Origin of the sequence: Streptococcus sp. CCH8-C6 (genome assembly GCF_001557225.1) — a bacterium.
In the GTDB taxonomy this organism is placed as follows: domain Bacteria; phylum Bacillota; class Bacilli; order Lactobacillales; family Streptococcaceae; genus Streptococcus; species Streptococcus sanguinis_C.
Window position 1 is genome coordinate 58,016 of sequence record NZ_LSJN01000008.1, and the last position, 23,204, is coordinate 81,219.

Sequence of the window (23,204 nt, forward strand, 5' to 3'; positions counted from 1 at the left end):
GGACACTCTTTCATAGAATAGTACAATTTATTAAGATAATTGTGTTAGAAAATATGTTTGACAACTATTATAATATAAATACAAAAAAAACGAAAGTGAGAAAATGCAAATGGGTAAATTTCCGCAGAATTTCCTCTGGGGCGGTGCAACTGCAGCCAACCAGTATGAAGGCGCCTATAATCTGGATGGAAAAGGCCTGTCTGTTCAGGATGTGACTCCAAAAGGCGGTGTGCCAGCTACGCCAGGTGATTGCAATCCTTTGATTACCGAGGAGCCGACACCAGATAATCTCAAGCTGAAAGGAATTGATTTCTACCATCGCTATAAGGAGGACATTGCCCTCTTTGCGGAGATGGGATTCAAGGTCTACCGGACTTCCATTGCCTGGTCTCGGATTTTTCCAAATGGGGACGAGCTGGAGCCCAATGAAGCTGGTTTGCAATTTTATGACAATCTTTTTGATGAACTGGCCAAATATGGCATTGAGCCTCTGATTACCTTGTCTCACTATGAAACGCCCCTGCATTTAGCGCGTCAGTACAATGGCTGGGCCAACCGCGATTTGATTGGTTTCTACGAGCGCTATGTCCGCACGGTTTTTACTCGCTACAAGGATAAGGTCAAGTATTGGCTGACTTTTAATGAAATCAACTCTGTTCTCCATGCGCCCTTTATGAGCGGCGGTATTGCCACGCCAGCTGAAGAGTTGTCCAAACAAGACCTCTATCAAGCGGTCTATCATGAGCTGGTAGCTTCTGCCTTGGCAACGAAAATCGGTCATGAGATCAATCCTGATTTTAAGATTGGTTGTATGGTCCTGGCTATGCCAGCCTATCCCATGACACCTAAGCCTGAAGATGTGCTGGCAGCACGAGAATTTGAAAATCAAAACTACCTCTTCTCTGATATCCATGCGCGTGGGAAATACCCTGCCTATATCAATCGTTTCTTCAAGGAGAATGGGATTGAGATTCAGTTTGCGCCGGGCGACAAAGAGCTTTTGGCTGAAAATACTGTAGACTTCATTTCCTTCTCTTACTATATGAGTGTGGTTGCGGCTCATGATCCGGAAAATTATTCTTCCGGCCGAGGTAATCTTTTAGGTGGTATCCTAAATCCTCATCTGGCTAGTTCAGAATGGGGCTGGCAGATTGACCCAGTCGGCTTACGCTTGGTGCTAAATAGCTTTTATGACCGCTATCAGCTGCCTCTCTTCATTGTGGAAAATGGTCTCGGTGCCAAGGATGTCTTGGTGGATGGTCCAAATGGCCCAACGGTTGAAGACGACTACCGCATTGATTATCTCAAACAGCATTTGCAGCAGGTAGGAGAAGCGCTGGAAGATGGCGTAGAACTGCTAGGTTACACGACTTGGGGCTGTATTGACCTAGTCTCAGCCAGCACAGCAGAACTCAGCAAGCGCTACGGCTTTATCTATGTTGACCGCAACGATGACGGTAGCGGAACTCTAGCCCGCTACAAGAAAAAATCTTTTGATTGGTACAAAGAAGTCATTGCGACGAATGGAGATAGTCTCTATCAGGATTGAATGACTTAAACAAAATAGAATGGCTCTTTATAAAATAAAGGATGAATCTTTTGATTCATCCCTTTTTTCTATACTTTTTATTTCTTCCAGCTTTCGACTTCTTTTTGGTGGTTTTTGATCCACTCTTTGGCGGCTGCTTCTGGTGAGCTGCCTTCGTTAATCTTAAGCATGACTTCTTCCATGTCCTTTTGAGTCCAGTTGAAGTTGTCTAGGACCTTATTGACTTCTGGTAAGTCCTTGTCTAGATTTTTCCGAGTCATAGTGTGGATAGCTTCCTTACCACCCATGGTTCCTTTAGGATCCTTGAGGTACTTGAGGTCATATTTGGAGAACATCCAGTGTGGTGACCAGCCGGTTACGATGATATCTTCTTTATTCTTAATAGCCTGATCCAGAGCAGTGGTCATAGCTCCTGTTGAGGAAGAAGAAAGATTCCAGCCACTGAGATTGCTGTATTCTTGCAAAGTCTTCTCAGTGGCGGTCATGATACCAGCGCCGGGCTCAATACCTGTGATAGTTTTCTTGGCTTGGTCTGACAGGTCTTCAATAGAGTCGGCATCCATATAGCTTGGTACGACTAGCCCTGTCTTAACACCCTCAAGGTTTGGCCCCAAGTCCACTAGCTTGTCCTTGTACTCTTCATAGAGAGCAGCGTGGGTGGTCGGCAACCAGGCTGAAACCATGGCATCGGCTTCGCCATTAGCAACGGACTTCCACATAACGGCATTGTCCAGCGGTGTGATGGTGACATCGTAGCCCATTTCCTTGAGAGCCTCCGCTACGACATTGGTTGAGGCAACTTCGGAGTCCCATTCAACATAGGCAAGATTGACCTTTTCTTTTTTGCTTTGCTGAAGCTTGGTTACTTGATTTCCGACAAAGGCTGTCAGGATGACAGCAGCTAGAGCAGACCAGAGCATAATCTTGTTGCGTTTTTTCTTGGCAGTGACCGGTGATTTTTTAGCCAGAGGTTGGTTGAGCTTCTGGGTCAGGCGGTCAATGATAATGGCCAGGATAACCAGAGACACCCCATTGACAAAGCCGGAACCGATATCAGCATGCTGCAGGGCAGAGAGAACGCCGCGGCCCAGTCCAGGTGCTCCAATCATAGAGGCGGTAACGACCATAGACAGAGCTAGCATGATGGTCTGATTGACTCCAGCTAGGATGGTGTTTTTAGCCAGAGGCAGTTCGACTTTGAAGAGCTTCTGCTTGCCAGTGCCCCCGAAAGAGTCTGACGCTTCAATCAGTTCGGTTGGAATCTGACGAATGGCTAGATTGGTAAAGCGGACAGTCGGTGGCAGGGCAAAGATGACAGAGGCAAAGACCCCAGGCACCATACCGATACCGAAGAAGGCCACGGCCGGTATCAGGTAGACAAAGGCCGGCATGGTCTGCATAAAGTCCAGCAAGGGCTTGATAACTGCTTCGACACGGTTGCTCTTAGCCATCCAGATTCCCAGTGGAATACCGATGATAATGGAAATGGCACTGGAGACGATAACCAAGGTCACAGTGTTCATAAGATTTTCCCAGAGGCCTTGGTTGTAAACAAAGAGCAAGCCTAGGAAGGTGAGCAGGGGCAGCCCCAGCTTACGCTTGGAAATCAAATAGGTAAAAATAGTGATGACTGCGATAAAGAGCAGGGGCGGAATGAAGAGCAGGGTGTCTGTCATCCCATTCATGATGGCATTTCCGATGGCCTGAAGGACCGAGAAAAGCCCGGAGAAGGTATCGGTTACCCAGTTAGTAAAGGACTCAACCCATTGAGAAACGGGGATTGGCTGTTGTAAAATATTCAAAATGCGAACCTCCCTTATTCTTCAGATTCAGTAGTATTGGCCAAGGCTTCAATGACTCGACCTTTGATAATAACGCCGACTAACTTGTCCTTATCATCTACAACGGCCAGAGGCGCTGGTGAATCGTAAATCAGCGGGAAAATATCGGTAATCAGGGTTTCCTGAGTAACCTTGCGTACGTTCTTATCAATCACTTCAGCCAGTGCTTGATGCTGTTTGCGGGCATCGCGGGCGGCTTCGGCAGTTAGACTGCCCTTGAGCTGCCGCTTCCTATCCACAGCCAGCAGCATACTGACCTCTTCTTTTTTCATCCGATTAAGAGCCACGGTTGGTCCGTCAATGTCAATGTTGGTAGTCAGTGGCGTTGTCATGATATTCTGGGCAGTCAAGACCTTGGAGCGGTCCACATCCTCAACGAACTCTCGAACGAAGTCATTGGCTGGATTGGTCAGGATTTCCTCACCAGTGCCAATCTGCATAATCTGACCGTCAGCCATAATAGCAATACGGTCACCAATACGCAGGGCCTCATTGAGATCGTGGGTGATAAAGATAATAGTACGCTCATGCTCTGCCTGCAGATCCAGTAACTCATCCTGCATTTCTCGTCGGATAAGGGGGTCTAGAGCTGAGAAGGCCTCGTCCATGAGCAGAATATCAGGATTGTTGGCCAAAGCTCGAGCTAAGCCAACCCGCTGCTGCATCCCACCGGAGAGCTGATCGGGGTATTGGTCCTTGAAGGACAGGAGACCGGCATTGTCTAGAGCTTGTTCAGCTAGGCGCGTGCGCTCCTCCTTATCAACACCTCGGACTTCCAGACCGAACTCAGTATTTTCTAGAATGGTCCGATGCGGGAAGAGCCCGAAGTTCTGGAAGACCATATTGAGCTTGTGGCGACGAACGTCACGCAGCTCCTCTTCGTTCATCTTGGCCACATCCTGACCGTCGATGTAAATGTCGCCAGATGTCGGGTCAATCAATCGGTTGAGCAGGCGGATAAGAGTAGACTTCCCACTACCGGACAGTCCCATGATGACAAAAATTTCCCCAGTCTGAACTTCAAAGTTTACATCGTAAACTCCGACAGTAGCACCGGTTTTTTCTAAAATTTCAGTTTTGCTTTTGGCTTGCTGCACCATTTCCAGTGCCTGCTTTTGCCTTTTACCGAAAATTTTAGTCAAATGTTTTACTTCTAGTTTATTCAACGTATTTCTCCTTTTGCACAAGTGACTACATGTTTATTTTGATAAGTTGTCACTTAAAAGACCATCATAGTATAACATCGTGTGGTCACTTTGTCAAACCCAAAAGACCGTCAGACCGGCCTTTTTCGGCTATTATAAAAAAGGGGAGTGATTTTTTGAAATATTTTTGAAAGTCGTAAAAACCTTGTCAAATAGCGTACTTGCCTGTCTATTCTGTTTTTTGACAAAGAAAAAACAAGTGCTGTTTCACTTGTTTGTTTCAATTTCATTAAAAAATAAATTATGCATCAAACCGACTGATAATTCGTTGCCAACAAAATAGATGGTATTGCCGGCTTCCAGCTTGGTATAAGGACCAGGCGAGATTAGGAGTTGGTCTCCCTGCTGGACTGCGACAATGGTAGCGCCAGTCGAGTGCCAGATATTGAGTTCATTGATAGATTTTCCTAGGTTGATGGCGTCTGCTGAGAGCTGGAGCTCGTAGGGATTAAAAGGGAAGCGCTGCTGGACATCTTTAGTTCGGCTGAGAAGCTGGTTAAGCAGCTGGGAAAAGTTAGCAAATTCTTCCTCTTGGCGCTGGATGCTCTGGTGGAGCTTGCTTTTGAGATCCTGCAGAGAGTTGACATCTTTATAGGTCTCAAGAAACTGCTGGGCTTTTTCCTTGGAGGAAATGAAGGCTCCACTGCCGTGGCGGACTTCCATGATTTCCAGATCTACCAGCACATTAATAGCCTTGCGGGCTGTTTCAGGGGAGACATTGAAGTTACTAGCTAGGGTAGAGCGGGCATAGATTTTGCTGCCGATGGGATATTTGCCATCAACGATTCGCTCGGCAATAGCGACGGCAATCTGCTGGTAGCGTGGGAATGCGACTTCTTTTTTGCTCATGAGGACCTCCAATTTTACGACAGGAATATAGCTATGATTATAATATAAAACTGGAAGATTGAAAAGTGGCCTTTGTAAAATCGACCGTATTATCCGCCTCTTCTTGCCTTTCTTTTTACTTTTTTAAGTAGTATAATATGTCTAAAAGTCAGAGGTTTTCTGGAAAAGAGGCAATCCAAATTGGATGATAAAGATAGAAATGGATAAAAAGATGACTGTAAAGATGATAGCGACAGATATGGATGGGACCTTGCTGGACGGACAGGGACAGCTGGATTTGCCACGTCTGACTACTGTTTTAGACGAATTGGAGAAGAGAGACATTCGCTTTGTGGTAGCTACTGGCAATGAAATTCCACGAATGCGTCTGCTATTGGGAGATTTGGTAGAACGAATGACCTTGGTAGTCGCCAATGGAGCGAGGATTTTTGAAAAGAACCAGCTATGTATGAGCAGCTTCTGGGAATCTGGATTGATTAGGGATGCGCTGGCTTACTTTGTGGGTCGTGAAAGGGAGCTTCAGCTGGTTGTGACCTCTGAAAGAGGCGGCTTTGTCCAGGAAGGGACAAAGTTTCCCTTGATTGAAAAGGTTATGACTAAGGAAATGGCCCAGCTTTTCCACAAACGGATGAACTTTGTGCCTAGCCTTCAGGATTATCCTTTTGACAAGGTCTTAAAAATGAGTATGATGGTAGAAGAGGCTGCAGCAGCAGAGCATGCTCGTCTGATTAATCAGCATTTTGCAGGCCGATTGAGCGCGGTTGCTAGTGGTTATGGAGCGATTGACATCCTCCAAGATGGGATGCGCAAGGCCTGGGGCTTGCAGCAGCTGATGGCTAAGTGGCAGATTCAAAGCTCGGAAATCATGGCTTTTGGTGATAGTGAAAATGACATAGAAATGCTTGGATTAGCTGGTATTTCTTACGCTATGGAAAATGGCGATGAGCGAGTCAAAAAGGTAGCAGATTACCTAGCGCCGGCCAATACAGAAGCCGGTGTTCTACAGGTGATTGAGCAATACTTAGAAGAGGAAAAAGAATAATGGCAGTACAATTATTAGAAGAATGGCTTCTCAAGGAGCAGGCAAAATTGCAGCAAAACTACAGAGAGCTCAATCAACTTTCCGTCAAGGAGCCAGACATCATCTTTATAGGAGACTCCATCGTGGAATACTATCCGCTTCAGGAACTTCTGCAGACGGATAAAAGACTGGTCAACCGCGGTATTCGGGGTTATAAGACTGATTTGCTTTTAGAAAATCTGGATGCCCATCTCTTTGGGCAGGCTTTGGATAAGGTCTTTATCCTGATAGGTACCAATGACATTGGCAAGGAGCTGCCTCAGACAGAAACGCTGTCCAATTTGGAAGCCGTTATTCAGGAGATTTCTCGTGACTATCCTCTGGCTCAGATTCAGTTGCTGTCAGTCCTGCCGGTCAATGAAGCTCCAGCCTACAAGAGCACGGTCTATGTCCGCAGCAATGAAAAGATTCAGGCCCTCAATCAGGCCTATCGCCAGCTGGCTAACGCCTACATGAATGTCCAATTTATTGATCTCTACGATGCTTTTCTGGACGAGGGAGGCCAGCTGCGCCCAGACTACACAACAGATGGTCTCCATCTGACCATTGCTGGCTATGCAGCCCTGTCCAAGGCTTTGCAGGAGACGTTATAGAGATAAAAATAGGGAGCGAAAAAAGCCCAACCAGACAAATCTTCAAAGGAAGATTTTTTTTAAAAAATTTTGGTTGACAAATGTAAATCTTAGAGGTAAAATAGTATCATAAGATTTACAAATGTAGATTTTGAAAGGAGAAGCTATGCAAATTTCCAATGCGGAATGGCGCATCATGAAGATTATCTGGATGGAAGGCAAGCAGACCAGCACGGATTTGATCGCCGTCTTGTCCGAGCGCTTTGACTGGTCGAAGTCGACGGTCAAGACTCTCTTGACCCGCTTGGTGGAGAAAGGATGTTTGACTAGAGAAAAATCAGGCAAAGCCTTTGTTTACTCGGCTTTGTTGAAGCAGGACCAGAGTTTAGACTTGGTCGTTGAGGATGTGAAAGACAAGGTTTGCTCCAAAAGGATTGTCCAGGTGCTTGAAAACTTGATTCAGGAGAGTGACTTTACGCTTGCAGATCTTAATCAGCTGCAGCAGGTCCTGGAAGAAAAGAAAGCAGAGGCTGTCGAAACAGTCCCTTGCAATTGTATGTAATAGAAAGAAGGAAATTCCATGTTTGGATTGTTGATTAGTATTGTTTGTTTACTTGTGGTTGCTTTTATTGCTTGGTGGTTCTTTGCAGAGCATGAAAAGGTAAGCGGCCACGCTCGTCAGAAATCAGGTTATCAAGAAATTGAAGTCGAAGTCATGGGGGGCTATTCGCCTGAAACGATTGTCCTGAAAAAGAATGTTCCAGCCCGGATCATCTTTAATCGCAAGGATCCATCTTCATGTCTGGCTCAAGTGATCTTTCCAGATTTTGGCGTTCATGAAGATTTGCCTTTAGGTGAAAAACATGTCATTGAAATTACGCCAGAAAAAGCGGGCGAATATGGGTATTCATGTGGAATGAACATGATGCATGGTCACATGATTGTGGAATAAAGGAGTAGGTATGGTAGAAAAACAAAAAGCAGTTGTGGAAAACGGAGTGCAAAAGATCCGTATTACAGCAGAAAAGGGCTATAGTCCCAAAGAATTTCAACTTCAAAAAGGGATCCCTGCTGAAATCACCTTCCATCGGGTCAATCCTTCTGGCTGTTACAAGGAAATTTTGTTTGAAGATCAGGGGATTTTAGAGCCTTTGGAAGTCGGTGTGGATAAGGTGATATCCTTTACCCCGACAGAAACAGGGGACTTCGAGTTTTCATGTGGAATGAAGATGCAAAAGGGTTCCTACACGGTTGTGGAAAAACGCCGTCGTGTCTTAAGTTTACGGGATCGCTTTTGGATTACTAGTATCTTTACCCTTCCTTTATTGATCTTGATGATCGGGATGATGGCAGGATTTGTATCCCATACAGTCAGTCGCTGGGGGACTTTTCTAGCGACAACGCCGATCATGTTGGTAGCAGGAGTTCCTTTTATCAAGAGTGCCTGGGCCTCATTTAAGAAGCACCATTCCAATATGGATACCTTGGTAGCTCTTGGAACCCTTGTAGCCTATGTCTATAGTGTATTTGCCCTTTTTACTGGTCAGCCAGTATACTTTGAGGCTGCGGGTTTTATCATCTTCTTTATCCTCTTAGGGCAAATCTTTGAAGAACGGATGCGTAACAATGCCTCCGAGGCTGTGGAAAAGTTGTTGGATTTGCAGGCAAAAACGGCTCAAGTTCTCCGTGATGGGAACTATGTCGAGGTGGCGGCAGAAGATATCCAAATTGATGACTTGATTCGGGTCCGTCCTGGGGAAAAGATTGCGGTTGATGGGACGATTGTAGAAGGAAGTACGACCATTGATGAGTCGATGGTGACAGGTGAAAGCTTGCCTGTGGAAAAATCAGTTGGTGATGCAGTTATCGGCTCCACTATCAACAGCAATGGGACCATTCTCTTTAAGGCTGAAAAAGTCGGTAGTGAGACCCTCTTATCTCAAATTGTGGACTTTGTCAAAATGGCCCAATCCAGTCGTGCTCCTATTCAAGATTTGACGGATAAGATTTCAGGTATCTTTGTTCCAGTGGTGACGATTTTGGCCATTGCGACTTTCTGGGTTTGGTCCGTGCTTCTGGGCGCGTCGCTTCAAGAGGCCATGCTCTATGCAGTCTCTGTCCTCATTATTGCCTGTCCTTGTGCCCTTGGTTTAGCAACCCCAACAGCCCTGATGGTCGGAACCGGCCGTAGTGCCAAGATGGGGGTTCTGATTAAAAATGGAACGGTTCTTCAAGAAGTGCAAAAGATTCAAACCGTTGTGTTTGATAAGACAGGGACTATTACCATTGGCCAACCACTTGTAACCGATGTTGTAGGAGATGAAGCGCGTGTCTTGACACTGGCTGCTAGTCTTGAAACTTTTTCAGAACATCCACTAGCCCAAGCGGTGTTATCCCAAGCAGAAGAAAAAGGTTTGGTGTTATTCCCTGTGGAAAACTTCCAAGCGATTGAAGGAAAAGGGGTCCAAGGTCAGATCGACCAGCAGTTGGTGACCTTGGGAAATGGCAAACTTCATGACGGGACAGCGATGGATCCGGAGCTTGAAAAACGGATGGTAGAGTTGCAAGAGCAGGCCAAAACAGTGATCAGTTTGTCTGTGGATGGGCAAGTGATTGGCTTGATTGCCATTCAAGATGCTCCGAAGGCCAGCTCAAAAGAAGCGATCAAAAAGCTCAAAGAACGGGGCTTGAAAACGGTCATGTTAACGGGGGATAATGAACGGGTGGCTCAAGCTATTGCTAAGCAAGTGGGAATTGACACCGTCATTGCTGATGTCCTTCCTCAAGAAAAAGCTAGCGCCATCCAAAAACTGCAAGAAGCTAGCAAGGTCGCCTTTGTTGGAGATGGGATCAATGATGCTCCAGCTCTCTCGATCGCGGATGTGGGGATCGCTATGGGATCTGGAACGGATATTGCGATCGAGTCCGGTGGCATCGTGCTCACGCAAAATGATTTACTTGGCGTTGTGCGCGCCTTTGACATGAGTCAAAAGACCTTCCGCAGGATCTTACTCAATCTCTTCTGGGCCTCTATCTACAATATCCTTGGGATTCCAATTGCTGCTGGAGTCTTTGTAGGACTGGGATTGACCCTCAATCCAGAACTAGCAGGTCTTGCTATGGCCCTTAGTTCTTTGTCTGTTTTGACTAGCTCGCTGCTTCTCAATGTTGAGAAAATTGATTAAATGAAACAAAAAGAGAGTGGGACAGAAATCGGTAATTCGTTAGAATTCGATTTCGTCGTCTCACCTCCGCACAGTTGAGTAGGGCTGTAAAAGCTAATGAAATCAATGTAGTAGAGCCCACTCAACCACTGCGTCTTGCTCGACAATCCAAAAACAATTAAGAGGCTAGGACTTTTGTCCCAGTCTCTTTTTGTTCGATTTCCTACAGCTACAAGTCTTAGAGGTTCATGCAAATTATAATAAAATATCCTATTCTACTATAGTTTGTGAAATTTTCTCAAAAAGAGCATCTGTCATGTAATAGGGATTGAGCATCTCTGAGCATATTCTTATACAAGTGAGAAAAAACATGGTAAATTGATATAGTAAAGTTTCTTGAAGCGTTTTCATTCACAAGTGGAAATGTTTTCAATAACTGAAAATTTATTTTATTGAAGGGGAGTTATTATTATGACTCAAGGAAAAATTACTGCATCTGCAGCAATGCTCAACGTATTGAAGACATGGGGCGTAGACACCATCTACGGTATCCCATCAGGAACACTCAGCTCACTCATGGATGCTTTGGCTGAAGACAAAGATATCCGCTTCTTGCAAGTTCGCCACGAAGAAACTGGTGCTCTTGCAGCGGTGATGCAAGCTAAATTCGGCGGCTCAATCGGGGTTGCAGTTGGTTCAGGTGGTCCAGGTGCGACTCACTTGATTAACGGTGTTTACGATGCAGCTATGGATAACACTCCATTCCTTGCTATTCTTGGATCACGTCCAGTCAACGAACTCAACATGGATGCCTTCCAAGAATTGAACCAAAACCCAATGTACAACGGTATCGCTGTCTACAACAAACGTGTCGCTTACGCTGAGCAATTGCCAAAAGTAATTGACGAAGCTTGCCGTGCTGCAGTTTCTAAAAAGGGTCCAGCTGTTGTTGAAATCCCAGTAAACTTCGGTTTCCAAGAAATCGACGAAAACTCATACTACGGATCAGGTTCTTACGAGCGTTCATTCATCGCTCCTGCTTTGAACGAAACTGAAATCGACAAAGCTGTTGAAATCTTGAACAAGGCTGAGCGTCCAGTGATCTATGCTGGATTTGGTGGTGTTAAAGCTGGTGAAGTGATCACGGAATTGTCTCGTAAAATCAAAGCACCAATCATCACAACTGGTAAAAACTTTGAAGCTTTTGAATGGAACTACGAAGGTTTGACAGGTTCTGCTTACCGTGTTGGTTGGAAACCAGCCAATGAAGTGGTCTTTGAAGCAGATACCGTTCTTTTCCTTGGCTCAAACTTCCCATTTGCTGAAGTTTACGAAGCATTTAAGAACACTGAAAAATTCATCCAAGTGGATATTGACCCTTACAAACTTGGTAAACGCCATGCCCTTGACGCTTCAATCCTAGGTGATGCAGGTCAAGCAGCTAAAGCAATCCTTGATAAGGTAGACGCAGTTGAGTCTACTCCATGGTGGCGTGCAAACGTGAAGAACAACCAAAACTGGCGTGATTACATGAACAAACTCGAAGGTAAAACTGAGGGTGAATTGCAATTGTACCAAGTTTACAATGCCATTAACAAACATGCTGACCAAGACGCTATCTACTCAATCGACGTAGGTAACACTACTCAAACGTCGACTCGTCACCTTCACATGACTCCTAAGAACATGTGGCGTACATCTCCACTCTTTGCGACAATGGGTATTGCCCTTCCTGGTGGTATCGCTGCTAAGAAAGACAATCCAGATCGCCAAGTATGGAACATCATGGGTGATGGTGCATTCAACATGTGCTATCCAGACGTGATCACAAACGTTCAATACGACCTTCCAGTTATCAACCTTGTCTTCTCAAATGCTGAGTACGGATTCATCAAGAACAAATACGAAGACACAAACAAACACTTGTTTGGTGTAGACTTCACAAACGCTGACTACGCGAAAATCGCTGAAGCACAAGGTGCAGTTGGATTTACAGTTGACCGTATCGAAGACATCGACGCAGTCGTTGCAGAAGCTGTTAAATTGAACAAAGAAGGCAAGACAGTTGTCATCGATGCCCGCATCACGCAACACCGTCCGCTTCCAGTAGAAGTACTTGAACTCGATCCAAAACTTCACTCAGAAGAAGCCATCAAAGCCTTCAAGGAAAAATACGAAGCAGAAGAACTCGTACCATTCCGCCTCTTCTTGGAAGAAGAAGGTTTGCAATCACGCGCAATTAAATAATTCCTCTCGCCGAAAATCAAATGTAAACTTTGTAGACTTTATTCTTTGATTTTCCTAGAGTCGAACTTGAAAAGATCGGAGCAATCTGGTCTTTTTCTGGAGAATAGTCAATGAATTTAAATCAATTAGATATTATCGTTTCAAATGTTCCCCAAGTCTGTGCTGACTTGGAGCGTATTTTGGATAAAGAGGCAGACTATGTTGACGACAGTTTTGCTCAGTTCACGATTGGCAGTCATTGCCTCATGTTGTCCCAAAATCATTTGATTCCTTTGGAAAATTTCCAGACAGGAATCATTCTTCACATCGAGATTGAGGATGTAGACCAGAATTACCAGCGGCTGAAAGAGCTTGGTGCCGAGATTTTACACGGCCCAGCTGTAACTGATTGGGGCACGGAATCCCTACTAGTTAAAGGCCCTGCTGGTCTAGTGATTGATTTTTATCGAATGAAATAGGTCTGTTTAACATAGAAAAAAAGGCTAAAAATCCCTGACCTATGGTATAATAGGATGATATGACAAAAGACAATACTAGTTCAAACAAATTATACAAACTACTCTTAGCTTTATTAAGCTGTGTCTTGGGGCTATCGTTTCTGTTCATGATACTGAAAGATGTCTCGTCCACTAACTGGTACAAGAGTCGATTTCAGGGGTGGCAGACCATAACGGCTGAGGTGAGCGGGTTTACGACCAGTCCGCAAAAACGCTCTACACCCGCTTACTACCCTACTTATCACTACATTGTTGATGGCCAAACCTACCAGGGATTTTCAGACCTCTATCAAGATGAAGTGCCTAAGTCTGGGGAAACCATTAGCATTCTCTATAATCCCAAGTCGCCTGAGCAGAGCCAATATCAGAATGACATCCCAATCCCTATCCTTGTACTCATGCCATTGCTGGGATTCTTATTATTTATGGCATTGGCTGCCGGCTCCCTCTATCAGGCCTTTAATCCCCCACAGGAGTCAAAGCCGCAACCCAAGGCTGCAAAAAGCATCAGCATTGTTGAGGGAACGGTCCGTAAAAAGAATCCCATTGTATCTTTAGTTTGCCTAAGCCTGATAATGATAGCCCTCACTTATATCTGTATCTCTGCAACAGGGCAATTTAAAGCCGTATTTTATGGTTGGAAAACTACATCCGCTCAAGTCCTTGACTATGATGTGTATGAAACTGGAGGAAGAAGAGGAGGAGGTGGAGGATTCAGTCTTTATAGTAGCATCTACCAATACCAAGTAGACGGCGTGGCTTATGAAGGCCATTCTGTTCTCGGTAGATTTACAAAACCCAAAATTCAAAGTCAAATCTCTATTGCCTATAACCTGGAGTATCCCTATCAGAGTGCTTCTAGTGAAAATCATCATTTCTTTTATATAGTCTTCTTGCCTGGCTTTAGTCTATTGCTAGTCGGCAAGATTCTCTCTCTAATCATTGCTGCTTGGAAAAAGAAGGTAAGCCTCGCTCAAGCCAGAAGACTAGGGCCTGTCTACGACGGCTATATTATCGATGTTATACCCACTGAACAGTTTAGAGAGTATAATCCGTTGCATGAGATTTGGCTTGAATTTGATATTAACCAAGTGCCCTATCAAACCAGCATTTGCCTTCCCTTAAGAGAACATCATTTTATCTCTTACAGCCAGAATCCTAGACCTATCCCAGTCTATGTGGATCCTCATGATGATAGCCAGTTCCTGATAGATGACAATGATATATATGCCATTACAAATCAAGTACAGATTAGTTGATCCCCCTCCTAATGCCAGCTCCCTCATTATTGACTAGCAACTGGAAGTCCTACCGTCTTGACCTCCTTTGAGGTGGTTCCACATGAGCTGAAGAGTATCGGGAATGCTGAACCTCACAGACACCATAGAACTTGGAATAGTATCAATTTTCCGTAGGATGTTAGAAGTTTATTTGCTGATTGTTTATTATAATATAAGAAAAACGTTTAATTGATAAGGAGGCAAAAAGATGACTGAAAAACTGACTTTTCCGGATGGTTTTTTGTGGGGCGGAGCGACAGCTGCTAACCAGTGCGAAGGAGCTTATGATGCGGATGGTCGTGGGCTGGCTAATGTAGATGTGGTGCCGATTGGTGAGGACCGTCTAGCCATCATCACGGGGAAGAAAAAGATGTTTGACTTTGAGGACGGCTATTTCTACCCAGCCAAGGAAGCCATTGATATGTACCACCGCTTCAAGGAGGACATTGCCCTCTTTGGTGAGATGGGCTTTCAGACCTATCGTCTGTCCATTGCTTGGAGCAGGATTTTTCCTAAGGGGGATGAACTGGAGCCCAATGAAGCTGGCCTGAAATTTTACGAAGACCTCTTTAAGGAATGCCACAAGTATGGCATTGAGCCCTTGGTGACCATTACTCACTTTGACTGTCCCATGCACTTGATTGAGCAATATGGTGGTTGGCGGAGTCGTAAGATGTTGGAATTTTACGAGCGTCTTTGCCTGACTCTCTTTACCCGCTACAAGGGCTTGGTCAAGTACTGGCTGACCTTCAATGAAATTAACATGATCCTCCATGCACCATTTATGGGGGCGGGGCTCTGCTTTGAAGAAGGCGAAAATGAAGAACAGGTCAAGTACCAAGCAGCCCATCATGAGCTGGTCGCGTCAGCCATTGCCACCAAGCTGGCTCATGAGATTGATCCAGAAAATAAGGTCGGCTGTATGCTGGCAGCGGGTCAAAATTATCCTAACACCTGTCATCCACGCGATGTATGGGCTGGTATGGAGGAAGACAGGAAAAACTATTTCTTTATCGATGTGCAGGCGCGTGGTGAATACCCTAACTACGCCAGGAAAGCTTGGGAGCGCGAGGGCATCACTGTCGACATGACAGAAGAAGACCTGCAGCTGCTCAAGGAACATACGGTGGACTTCATTTCCTTCTCTTACTACTCTAGCCGGGTAGCTTCGGGCGATCCTAAGGTTAATGAGCTGACCGAGGGCAATATCTTTGCTTCTCTCAAGAACCCTTATTTGGAGGCCTCTGAGTGGGGCTGGCAGATTGATCCTCTGGGCTTGCGTATTACTCTTAATACCATCTGGGATCGCTATCAAAAGCCTATGTTTATCGTGGAAAATGGTCTGGGTGCAGTGGATACTCCGGATGAAAATGGCTATGTGGCTGATGATTACCGGATTGACTACTTGGCGGCCCATGTCAAGGCTATGCGGGAAGCCATCAATGAAGACGGCGTGGTACTCTGGGGCTACACGACCTGGGGCTGTATTGATCTAGTATCAGCCGGCACTGGCGAGATGAAGAAGCGCTACGGCTTTATCAATGTGGACCGGGACAATGAAGGCAAGGGAACACTCAAGCGCTCCAAGAAAAAATCCTTTGACTGGTACAAGGAAGTCATCGCGACTAATGGAGCATCTGTGAAATAAGAAAAAGGCTGAGATATGAATGTCTCTGCCTTTTTCCTTATCCCTCAAGGGCGAAAGTAATACTTCTAAAAATGATTTTGCAAAAAATTTTAAACATATTGAGCCTCCTTTTTATAACACATACATTTCTTATTTCTTTCTATTTTAAAGTTCAATTCTCAAATATCCTTCAAGTAATTCTAAAATATTTCTAAAGTTTTTCGAATAGTCCATCTTTTATTGACTTAGCCTCTTATCCTTGCTACACTAGTGATAGGAAATTTCTGGAGGCGAGTGTTTATGGCTCATATTTTACTCATCGAAGATAATAGTGATATTCATGAAATTCTAAAAGATCTTTTTCAGAAGGAACACACGGTTTATTCTGCCTATTCGGGGACGGAGGGCGTTTCGCTGTTTGAGCGGGAGGAGATTGATTTGGTTCTTCTGGACATCATGCTGCCGGGGAAGAATGGCGATGAAGTGTTGAGGGAAATTCGCAGCAGCAATGCTACGGTGCCAGTGGTTATGCTGACGGCCCTTGGTGAGAAAGCGCTGGTTAGCCAGTATCTGCTGAATGGTGCTAATGATTATATCGTCAAGCCTTTTAACTTGGATGAGGTTTTTGCCCGTATCACCGTGCAGCTGCGCAGCCAGCAGGCTTTGTCTGGCGAGGAAGAAGGCCAGTCCTTTAAAAATATCCGTCTGCTCAAGGCTACCTTTGAGGCGGTCTGCGGTGAGAAAAGCGTCCGTCTGAGCAAGAAAGAATATCATATCCTTCAGCTCTTGCTCCGTCATCCCAAGAAGATCTACACCAAGGAAGAGCTCTTTGAGCAGGTCTGGGAAGAGAGCTATCTGCCTGGGGATAATACCCTGAATACTCACCTCAGCAACCTACGTAAGAAACTGGCTCAGTTGGACCCAACAGAGGAATACATAGAGACTGTTTGGGGACTAGGTGTCCGGCTTAAGGAGGACTGATATGTTGGTGTTAGTCATTTTATTTGCCCTTATCAGTCTGTTTCTGGTCATTGGTTTCATACGCTATCATCTGGCGGTCAAGGATGTGGCACAGCAGATTCGTCTGAAGCGGCAGACAGGGAGCCAGAATCGTCTGGCTCCTGCTGCTCATGCCCCCAGTATTTTGGAGTTGACAGAGGAAGCAGAGATGCTCTTTCGGGAGCTAGATAAGACGACCTTTGTTGTCCAGCAGGAAAAGAAGACACTGGATATGGCTATCAGTAATATTGCCCATGATATCCGCACCCCTCTGACCATTGCTAGCGGCTATACCCAGCAGCTCTTGAAGGATGATAGTCAGGAAAGTCAGCAGTTAATCAAAATTGCAGATAGTCTGGGAATGGTGTCCAAACGGCTGGAAGCCTTGATGGAGTATCGCCGGCTGATGGAGGGTGCCATTCGAGCCAATGTCCAGCCGACAGATATATCCCAGCTAGTAACCCAGCAGCTTTTTACTTATTATGACGCCTTTCAGAAAGCCCAGATTGACCTGCAGGTAGAGCTGGCTGAAGGTCTAGAGCTAGAGACAGACCCAGAAATTCTAGAGCGCATTGTCCAAAATATGATAAGCAATGTCCTCAAGCACGGCCGTAAGGCTGCCAGCATTTCTCTGAAAAAAGAGGGCGAGCATTATATCTTTACCGTCAAAAATATCGTCCAACAGCCTATCCAATATCTGGATAAGCTGACCAATCGCTTTTACTCAGAAAATCTATCCAGCAGCGAGGAGTCTTCTGGTCTGGGGCTTTACATCACCCAGCAGTTAGTCGAAATCCTAGGCGGGGACTTGACAATGAAAGCTGAGGACGACTGGTTTGAACTGGTTGTGACTTTGTAAAAAAGACTTAAAAAATCAAAAAAGAAAGGCTTAGCTCTATCAGCTAGCCACAAAATCCGCTCATAAACCTCAGCTAATTTTCGAATTGGCGGAGGTTTATTTTTAGATTAAATCAAAGAAAGGTATGATAAATATGCCTTTTTGTTTTGTGGTTTGAAAAGCCAATTATCCTAGAAAGGCCATTTTACCGGTCAAAGGGGAAAATCAGCCAACTGTTCTAAAACCTTGATATAACTGACTTGCAACTGACAGTTGACAAAGATTCCAAGTTCAATCACTCAAAAAGCAACTAGATTTTTTCTTTATTCCAAGTCCAGTCGCTAGAAAGGCAACTGGCTTTTTTGTTAATCTGAAAGCAGAAGCCGAGTTTTTGATTTCGGAATGAACGAGTCGCTGTCTTTGAAGATTTGGATCAAAAACTTGAGTTTAATTATATTATAAGGAGGTATTCTCATGAATACAGAAACAACTATCAAACCACAACCCAAACTAATTTTGCCGTTTCTGGCTTGGAACTTCGGCTGGACATGGGGATTCTGGCTATTGGACATTATCCTCAAAAACCTTTGGCCAGACAGCCCACCTACAGCCTATCTTGCTCTTGAAGCTATTCTAAATGGTATTGCTATGTTTGGGCCTATGCTGGCTAGTCTGATCGTACTGAAAAAGAAAGGCTTCAAGGCCATTTGCTCCTATCTCTTTTCAGGCAAGAAAGAGACTTGGCTCTACTTGCTAATCTATGGTGGCGGTTTGACCGCCTTCTATGCCCTAGCTTCTGGCGGCAAGCTGGTAGACGGCGCTTTAGTAAGCTTTCCTTGGTTTTTTATCTATTGTATTGTCCTATCGGGCGGGATTGAAGAATTCGGCTGGCGCGGCTTCCTACAGCCGGCCTTAGAGAAAAAGTTTTCTTTTTTTGTCTCTACCTTGATGACTGGTATTATTTGGGCCATCTGGCATATTCCTCTCTGGTTTTACGATCGCTTTTATGATCGAAGCCAGGACCTTTTCTCAGTTTTTATCATTTTCAGTATCCTTCTCTCTTTCTGGCTTGCTGCACTTTATAAGAAGACCCAGTCTGCCCTTGCTTGTAACATCTTTCATGCGCTCTCCAACACCCTCATCCCGACTTTTGTTGGCATAGCTCAAGCTATCAATCAATTGGATTTCTCTCAAGTCAATCCCTTCTTTTACTTTGGAGGTGTGATTATCCTGACACTTTATAGTATCTATCTCTGGTATCGGACGGATAGGGAGGAAAAAGCACTTCCATCTAAAGAAGAAGTCTAGCATTTTATGAAGAGATGACAATCAGACTTTGCAGTCTCTCCGCCTTGTGCTATAATAAGTGTCAATGAAAGAAAGTATAAAAAATAAGAAAGAATAGGTAAAACAATCTATGAATCTATCAGACAGAATCTAGTACCTGCGAAAAGTGCGGGGCATTTCTCAGGAGGGGCTAGCCGACCAACTAGGTGTGTCTAGACAGGCCGTTTCCAAGTGGGAGAGCGAGCAGAGTATGCCTGATTTGGATAAGATCATTTCCATGAGTGACTATTTTGAGGTGACCACAGACTATCTGCTCAAGGGAATTGAGCCTGTAGTACAGAAAGAGGAAGAGCAGTCAATCGAGCACAGGAGGATAGCCAGCAATATTTGCTATCAACTCTCTCTTGGCTTGGTCGGTCTGGGCATCATCCTCTCCATTATCTTAGCTGATTTTCTCAAGATTAGTGTCTTGCTAACGCCGGTGCTGATTGTTCAGGGAGTAGGGTTGCTGGTGTGGGGAACGGGCCGCAATCTATCCGAGGTAAGACCTTCTTTTCAGGTTAAGCTAGCCTTGATTTTATTCTTGCTCTTTGTTCCCCTCGGATTTCTATCTAATGTTCTTTTTCCTCTGGGCAAGATCTTTCCATATCCGACCAGTCTGGCAGCTAGTCTTGCCTTTGTCACTTTCTACCTTATCCTAGGAGTCTGCATCAGTTTGTTCTTGAAAAAGCAAGATTGGAAGCAGTGAAAGAAAGCCGATAAAGAGGGCTAGACCAGAAAGGGTGAGATCCGCTCATAATCCAATCAAAATCCGCTCAAAAAAACTCAGCTAATTTAGTGATTAGCTGAGTTTTTATTTTACAAATCTCTCTTCTTCAGTGTAGCCAGTCCTGCTAAGCTAAAGACCGTGATCAGACTGAGAGCAAAGATAGCTGTTTTGATGATGACACCTGGTATTGAAGCGTCTCCGTAGACGAACTCCATCTTGATAGCCTTGAACCATTCATTATTGGCATCGACCATTTGACTAGGGAGGCCGAGTAAGATGTAGGTCATGATATAGGTGATAAAGACGACACTATAGTTTCGAGTCAAGTAGAGGACAAAGCTGGTAATGCAGTACCAAGCATAGGTACAGATGACCTGCATGACAAAGAGTATTGCGAATTGTTCCCAGAAATTAGCTGGCAGGGTTCCCATATTACCGCCGGTTCGGACAAATTCGATGACAATACCAAAAATGTAGAGTAGTATGAACTGCATAGGAAGTAAGCTACCGATAGTCAGTGATTTAGAGAAGTAATACTGGGTCCGAGTCTTGCCTGTAGTCAGGTTATTGTGATAAAGTTTGTCATTGAGATCAACACCGAGAAGCAAGCTAGTCATGACATTGCAGGCAATAAAGATCATGCCAATGTTGTAGGAGACGACATCTATGGCAAAAAAGATACCGTTGTCGGAAATGGCGACTTGGGAAGTGAAAATGGCGAGGAGAATTCCAAAGATGCAGAAAGCCTGCACTCCCCAGAATCCTACGGAGCGGAAGAGACGGTAGTAATCCGCCTTGATACTATTAAACATGAGTGTTTCCTCCTTGTTGGTTGATTAAGTCTGTAAAGTATTTTTCTAAGTCTTTGTGGGCGTAGTAGATTTCCCCGATTGGGATGTCGGCTAGGACTAATTCCTTGGCAATCTTGCGAATTTCTTGTACTTGGCCGGAAATATGTAGCTCATCTTCCTTGTTGGTTGGTCTGAGCTGGTAGCCTAGCTTGTCTTGCACTAAATGAGCAGCTTGCTTGATATTATCCGTTTTTAGGATGATATAGTCGCCGCTTTCTCGGTTAAATTCTTCCTTAGACAGCTCCTTGATGAAATGCCCTTGATTGATAAAACCAAAGCGAGTTGCGACTAGATAAAGCTCGGACAGGATATGGCTGGAAATGATGATGGTGATGCCTAATTCTTGATTGAGGCGCTTGACCATTTCTCTAAATTCCTGAATCCCAACTGGATCTAAACCATTAATGGGCTCGTCCAGGATGAGCAAGTCGGGACGCCCCAAAATGGCAATGGCAATGCCCAACCGCTGTTTCATCCCTAGAGAGAAATTGCGAAATTTTTTCTTTCCAGTATCGGTCAGGCCGACATATTGCAGGGTTTCTTTGATGACTTTGTCAGCATTTGGAATGCCCCGGTCGGTACAGTAGTAGCGCAGATTTTCATAGGCCGACATGTGGGCATGAGCTACAGGGGTCTCGATAACAGATCCAGTATGGCTGAGGGCCTTGGTCCATTCTTGTTGGTTCTGAGAGCCCAGGACAGATACGGTCCCTCCGCTAGGATAGATGACTTGCGTGATGATTTTGATCAGTGTGGTCTTACCAGCACCGTTTTTTCCGATGAGACCGTAGATCTCTCCTTTCTTGATGGAAAGACTGACATCTTTCAGAGCATATTGATCACCGTATTTTTTAGTGAGTCCTTTCACTTCTAAAACATTTTGCATGATGTTTCTCCTTTAATTACTTTGTTTATACTTTTAGTATACAAACTAAATTTCAAATATTTCTCAAGAAATTCTAAAATATTTCTAAAGAAATTTAAAATTGAAAAGATTAAAATGAGCCAGTCAAGAACCAGCTCATTGTTTACTATAAATCCTTTTTGTGGAAAGTATAAAGACTTGCTGCGGTGAAGATTGTTCCTAAGACCAAGGCGATTAGAATAATTCTTAAGGTTACACCGTTGCTTTGAAGTGTCTCAAAATCAAAGCTCATGGTTAAATGCTGTAGCCACAGAGACTTGGGATAAAGTTGCGCAAGAGCTCCGGTTAAGGATGCGCAGAAAAGGTAACCTCCCAGGGCAGCAATCATAGATTTACTCAGATAAAGAATAAAGGAAATAATAGCTGTCCAAGCAATGACAGTCAGGCACTGCACAAAGAATAGAAGAATAAACTGAAGCAGGAAGGTAGCGGATAAATCACCGATACCGTTTAGAATGGCTGCTAGGATAAAGTTGATGCTATAATAGAGAGCCAACTGCAGGAACGTTACGCAGACCATGACTAGGGCTTTAGAGACGAAGAAACTGGTACGGGAAACGCCGCTGGTTAAAGTATTCTTGTAAAGCTGCTTGTTCAGATCTGTCCCGATGACGACCATAGAGAGGATAATGATGATAAAAGTATTATTACCGATAGCGTTGGACACCGCTTGTATAAGCTGGACGGCATTTAATTTGCCAAAGACTGCGCTCAAGGTCGTCAGTAGAAAAATGAATTCGGTAATCCAAACAGCCTTGGAACGAAAGAAACGGTAAAAATCTGCTTGAAAAGTATGTAACATGGTTTTTTCTCCTTACTGGACTAAATCTGTAAAGTATTTTTCTAAATCTTTGTGAGCTGCATAGATACCATTGACATGAATGTTGGATAGAACCAACTCCCTGTTGATGTCATTTAGTTCCTGCTCTTGGGCGACAATGTGCAACTCGTCAGATTTATCAGCGTCCTTGAGCTGATAGTGGAGCTTGCCTTGGATGAGATTGGCAGCCTGTTCTTTATCGCTAGTCTTGAGGACGATATAATCTTCGCTGGCTCGGTCAAAGTCATCCTTGGTGAATTCTGCGACGAGTCGTCCTTGGTCAATCACGCCAAACTTGGTGGCTACCAGATAAAGCTCAGACAAGATGTGGCTGGAAATGATAAAAGTGATTCCCAACTCTTGGTTGAGTCGCTGAATCATCAGTCGAAATTCCTTGATGCCAAGTGGATCTAGGCCGTTGATGGGCTCGTCTAAAATCATGAGTTCAGGCTTACTTATAAGGGCAATAGCGATCCCCAAGCGCTGCTTCATTCCTAGAGAAAAGTTGCGGAATTTCTTTTTACCAGTATTGCTCAATCCGACATAGACCAGGGTTTCCTTGATGAGCTGGTCGGGCTGGGCAATCTGGTGGACCTTACAGTAGTAGTTGAGGTTTTGATAAGCAGTCATCTGATTGTAAGCGACCGGTGTTTCGATGACAGTTCCTATCTTGCGCAGGGCTTCATTCCATTCCTTAGAGTTCTGCGAACCAAAGACAGACACGGTTCCGCTGTTGGCATGAATGAGTCGGCTAATGGTCTTGAGAAGAGTGGTTTTGCCAGCCCCGTTCTTGCCAATCAGTC

21 protein-coding genes are annotated in these 23,204 nt (G+C 44.7%); 14 read left to right on the plus strand and 7 right to left on the minus strand.

Translation table 11 applies throughout. The features are described 5' to 3' along the window. Positions 1 to 103: 103 nt before the first annotated feature. Positions 104 to 1,549: a glycoside hydrolase family 1 protein gene (locus AX677_RS00670; RefSeq protein WP_269450181.1), complete on the plus strand. Its 1,446-nt coding sequence runs from the start codon at positions 104 to 106 to the stop codon at positions 1,547 to 1,549. Between the two features lie 77 nt (positions 1,550 to 1,626). Here AX677_RS00670 and AX677_RS00675 read toward each other — a convergent pair whose 3' ends face one another. The 3 genes from AX677_RS00675 to AX677_RS00685 all read right to left on the minus strand — a co-directional run bounded on the left by AX677_RS00675 (position 1,627) and on the right by AX677_RS00685 (position 5,444). Beyond that, the gene (locus AX677_RS00675; protein ID WP_082730166.1) at positions 1,627 to 3,351 is read right to left on the minus strand and encodes an ABC transporter permease/substrate binding protein; all 1,725 of its coding nucleotides are present in this window, start codon (positions 3,349 to 3,351) and stop codon (positions 1,627 to 1,629) included. Between the two features lie 14 nt (positions 3,352 to 3,365). After that, positions 3,366 to 4,556 carry a glycine betaine/L-proline ABC transporter ATP-binding protein gene (locus tag AX677_RS00680; RefSeq protein ID WP_002923224.1) on the minus strand — a complete coding sequence of 397 codons (1,191 nt, stop codon included), beginning with the start codon at positions 4,554 to 4,556 and terminating at the stop codon, positions 3,366 to 3,368. Positions 4,557 to 4,802: 246 nt separating this feature from the next. Then, the gene (locus tag AX677_RS00685) at positions 4,803 to 5,444 is read right to left on the minus strand and encodes a GntR family transcriptional regulator (protein ID WP_002896558.1); all 642 of its coding nucleotides are present in this window, start codon (positions 5,442 to 5,444) and stop codon (positions 4,803 to 4,805) included. A gap of 184 nt (positions 5,445 to 5,628) precedes the next feature. On the opposite strand from AX677_RS00685, the gene AX677_RS00690 reads away from it, so the two are divergent. From AX677_RS00690 to AX677_RS00750, 13 genes are all read left to right on the plus strand, one after another. Next, a complete protein-coding gene (locus AX677_RS00690; RefSeq protein ID WP_060975813.1) occupies positions 5,629 to 6,486 on the plus strand; it encodes a Cof-type HAD-IIB family hydrolase in 858 nt (285 codons plus the stop codon). After that, positions 6,486 to 7,118: an SGNH/GDSL hydrolase family protein gene (locus tag AX677_RS00695; protein ID WP_060975814.1), complete on the plus strand. Its 633-nt coding sequence runs from the start codon at positions 6,486 to 6,488 to the stop codon at positions 7,116 to 7,118. The genes AX677_RS00690 and AX677_RS00695 overlap by 1 nt, the downstream gene beginning before the upstream one ends. Before the next feature lie 145 nt (positions 7,119 to 7,263). Further along, positions 7,264 to 7,659, plus strand: coding sequence for a CopY/TcrY family copper transport repressor (locus AX677_RS00700; protein ID WP_002903337.1), 396 nt, complete (start codon positions 7,264 to 7,266; stop codon positions 7,657 to 7,659). 18 nt (positions 7,660 to 7,677) lie between these two features. After that, complete coding sequence (locus AX677_RS00705) at positions 7,678 to 8,049, plus strand: cupredoxin domain-containing protein (protein WP_002901455.1); 372 nt, start codon at positions 7,678 to 7,680, stop codon at positions 8,047 to 8,049. Between the two features lie 10 nt (positions 8,050 to 8,059). Beyond that, positions 8,060 to 10,282, plus strand: coding sequence for a heavy metal translocating P-type ATPase (locus tag AX677_RS00710; RefSeq protein WP_060975815.1), 2,223 nt, complete (start codon positions 8,060 to 8,062; stop codon positions 10,280 to 10,282). 450 nt (positions 10,283 to 10,732) lie between these two features. Further along, positions 10,733 to 12,508 carry a pyruvate oxidase gene (spxB, locus tag AX677_RS00715; RefSeq protein WP_004189978.1) on the plus strand — a complete coding sequence of 592 codons (1,776 nt, stop codon included), beginning with the start codon at positions 10,733 to 10,735 and terminating at the stop codon, positions 12,506 to 12,508. Between the two features lie 110 nt (positions 12,509 to 12,618). Continuing rightward, positions 12,619 to 12,966, plus strand: coding sequence for a VOC family protein (locus AX677_RS00720; protein ID WP_004189974.1), 348 nt, complete (start codon positions 12,619 to 12,621; stop codon positions 12,964 to 12,966). 59 nt (positions 12,967 to 13,025) lie between these two features. Further along, the gene (locus AX677_RS00725) at positions 13,026 to 14,264 is read left to right on the plus strand and encodes a DUF3592 domain-containing protein (protein WP_004189971.1); all 1,239 of its coding nucleotides are present in this window, start codon (positions 13,026 to 13,028) and stop codon (positions 14,262 to 14,264) included. A 229-nt stretch (positions 14,265 to 14,493) separates the two neighbouring features. Further along, positions 14,494 to 15,933 (plus strand): 6-phospho-beta-glucosidase, encoded by a 1,440-nt coding sequence (locus tag AX677_RS00730; RefSeq protein WP_060975816.1) that lies wholly within the window; start codon positions 14,494 to 14,496, stop codon positions 15,931 to 15,933. Between the two features lie 279 nt (positions 15,934 to 16,212). After that, positions 16,213 to 16,893, plus strand: coding sequence for a response regulator transcription factor (locus AX677_RS00735; RefSeq protein WP_060975817.1), 681 nt, complete (start codon positions 16,213 to 16,215; stop codon positions 16,891 to 16,893). Between the two features lies 1 nt (position 16,894). After that, a complete protein-coding gene (locus AX677_RS00740; protein ID WP_060975818.1) occupies positions 16,895 to 17,770 on the plus strand; it encodes a sensor histidine kinase KdpD in 876 nt (291 codons plus the stop codon). A gap of 453 nt (positions 17,771 to 18,223) precedes the next feature. Then, on the plus strand, positions 18,224 to 19,057 hold the full coding sequence (locus AX677_RS00745; protein ID WP_060975819.1) for a CPBP family intramembrane glutamic endopeptidase: 834 nt from the start codon (positions 18,224 to 18,226) through the stop codon (positions 19,055 to 19,057). Between the two features lie 136 nt (positions 19,058 to 19,193). Beyond that, the gene (locus AX677_RS00750; protein ID WP_231730771.1) at positions 19,194 to 19,784 is read left to right on the plus strand and encodes a helix-turn-helix domain-containing protein; all 591 of its coding nucleotides are present in this window, start codon (positions 19,194 to 19,196) and stop codon (positions 19,782 to 19,784) included. 110 nt (positions 19,785 to 19,894) lie between these two features. Here the strand turns inward: AX677_RS00750 and AX677_RS00755 are convergent, their stop codons facing one another. From AX677_RS00755 to AX677_RS00770, 4 genes are all read right to left on the minus strand, one after another. Then, a complete protein-coding gene (locus tag AX677_RS00755; RefSeq protein ID WP_060975820.1) occupies positions 19,895 to 20,617 on the minus strand; it encodes a lantibiotic ABC transporter permease in 723 nt (240 codons plus the stop codon). Beyond that, complete coding sequence (locus tag AX677_RS00760) at positions 20,610 to 21,542, minus strand: ABC transporter ATP-binding protein (RefSeq protein WP_060975821.1); 933 nt, start codon at positions 21,540 to 21,542, stop codon at positions 20,610 to 20,612. Before AX677_RS00760 ends, AX677_RS00755 begins: the two co-directional genes overlap by 8 nt. 145 nt (positions 21,543 to 21,687) lie before the next feature. Further along, on the minus strand, positions 21,688 to 22,383 hold the full coding sequence (locus tag AX677_RS00765; RefSeq protein WP_060975822.1) for a lantibiotic ABC transporter permease: 696 nt from the start codon (positions 22,381 to 22,383) through the stop codon (positions 21,688 to 21,690). 12 nt (positions 22,384 to 22,395) lie between these two features. Further along, a partial coding sequence (locus tag AX677_RS00770) for an ATP-binding cassette domain-containing protein (protein WP_060975823.1) occupies positions 22,396 to 23,204 on the minus strand: 809 nt, incomplete at its 5' end.

What these genes read in the sequence shown, in the direction of transcription:
- AX677_RS00695 (WP_060975814.1), top strand. Translation starts at nt 6,486, where the DNA reads ATGGCAGTACAATTATTAGAAGAATGGCTTCTCAAGGAGCAGGCAAAA.
- AX677_RS00755 (WP_060975820.1), bottom strand. Translation starts at nt 20,617, where the DNA reads ATGTTTAATAGTATCAAGGCGGATTACTACCGTCTCTTCCGCTCCGTA.
- AX677_RS00670 (WP_269450181.1), top strand. Translation starts at nt 104, where the DNA reads ATGCAAATGGGTAAATTTCCGCAGAATTTCCTCTGGGGCGGTGCAACT.
- spxB (WP_004189978.1), top strand. Translation starts at nt 10,733, where the DNA reads ATGACTCAAGGAAAAATTACTGCATCTGCAGCAATGCTCAACGTATTG.
- AX677_RS00730 (WP_060975816.1), top strand. Translation starts at nt 14,494, where the DNA reads ATGACTGAAAAACTGACTTTTCCGGATGGTTTTTTGTGGGGCGGAGCG.
- AX677_RS00705 (WP_002901455.1), top strand. Translation starts at nt 7,678, where the DNA reads ATGTTTGGATTGTTGATTAGTATTGTTTGTTTACTTGTGGTTGCTTTT.
- AX677_RS00740 (WP_060975818.1), top strand. Translation starts at nt 16,895, where the DNA reads ATGTTGGTGTTAGTCATTTTATTTGCCCTTATCAGTCTGTTTCTGGTC.
- AX677_RS00690 (WP_060975813.1), top strand. Translation starts at nt 5,629, where the DNA reads ATGATAAAGATAGAAATGGATAAAAAGATGACTGTAAAGATGATAGCG.
- AX677_RS00765 (WP_060975822.1), bottom strand. Translation starts at nt 22,383, where the DNA reads ATGTTACATACTTTTCAAGCAGATTTTTACCGTTTCTTTCGTTCCAAG.
- AX677_RS00725 (WP_004189971.1), top strand. Translation starts at nt 13,026, where the DNA reads ATGACAAAAGACAATACTAGTTCAAACAAATTATACAAACTACTCTTA.
- AX677_RS00700 (WP_002903337.1), top strand. Translation starts at nt 7,264, where the DNA reads ATGCAAATTTCCAATGCGGAATGGCGCATCATGAAGATTATCTGGATG.
- AX677_RS00735 (WP_060975817.1), top strand. Translation starts at nt 16,213, where the DNA reads ATGGCTCATATTTTACTCATCGAAGATAATAGTGATATTCATGAAATT.
- AX677_RS00760 (WP_060975821.1), bottom strand. Translation starts at nt 21,542, where the DNA reads ATGCAAAATGTTTTAGAAGTGAAAGGACTCACTAAAAAATACGGTGAT.
- AX677_RS00685 (WP_002896558.1), bottom strand. Translation starts at nt 5,444, where the DNA reads ATGAGCAAAAAAGAAGTCGCATTCCCACGCTACCAGCAGATTGCCGTC.
- AX677_RS00720 (WP_004189974.1), top strand. Translation starts at nt 12,619, where the DNA reads ATGAATTTAAATCAATTAGATATTATCGTTTCAAATGTTCCCCAAGTC.
- AX677_RS00745 (WP_060975819.1), top strand. Translation starts at nt 18,224, where the DNA reads ATGAATACAGAAACAACTATCAAACCACAACCCAAACTAATTTTGCCG.
- AX677_RS00710 (WP_060975815.1), top strand. Translation starts at nt 8,060, where the DNA reads ATGGTAGAAAAACAAAAAGCAGTTGTGGAAAACGGAGTGCAAAAGATC.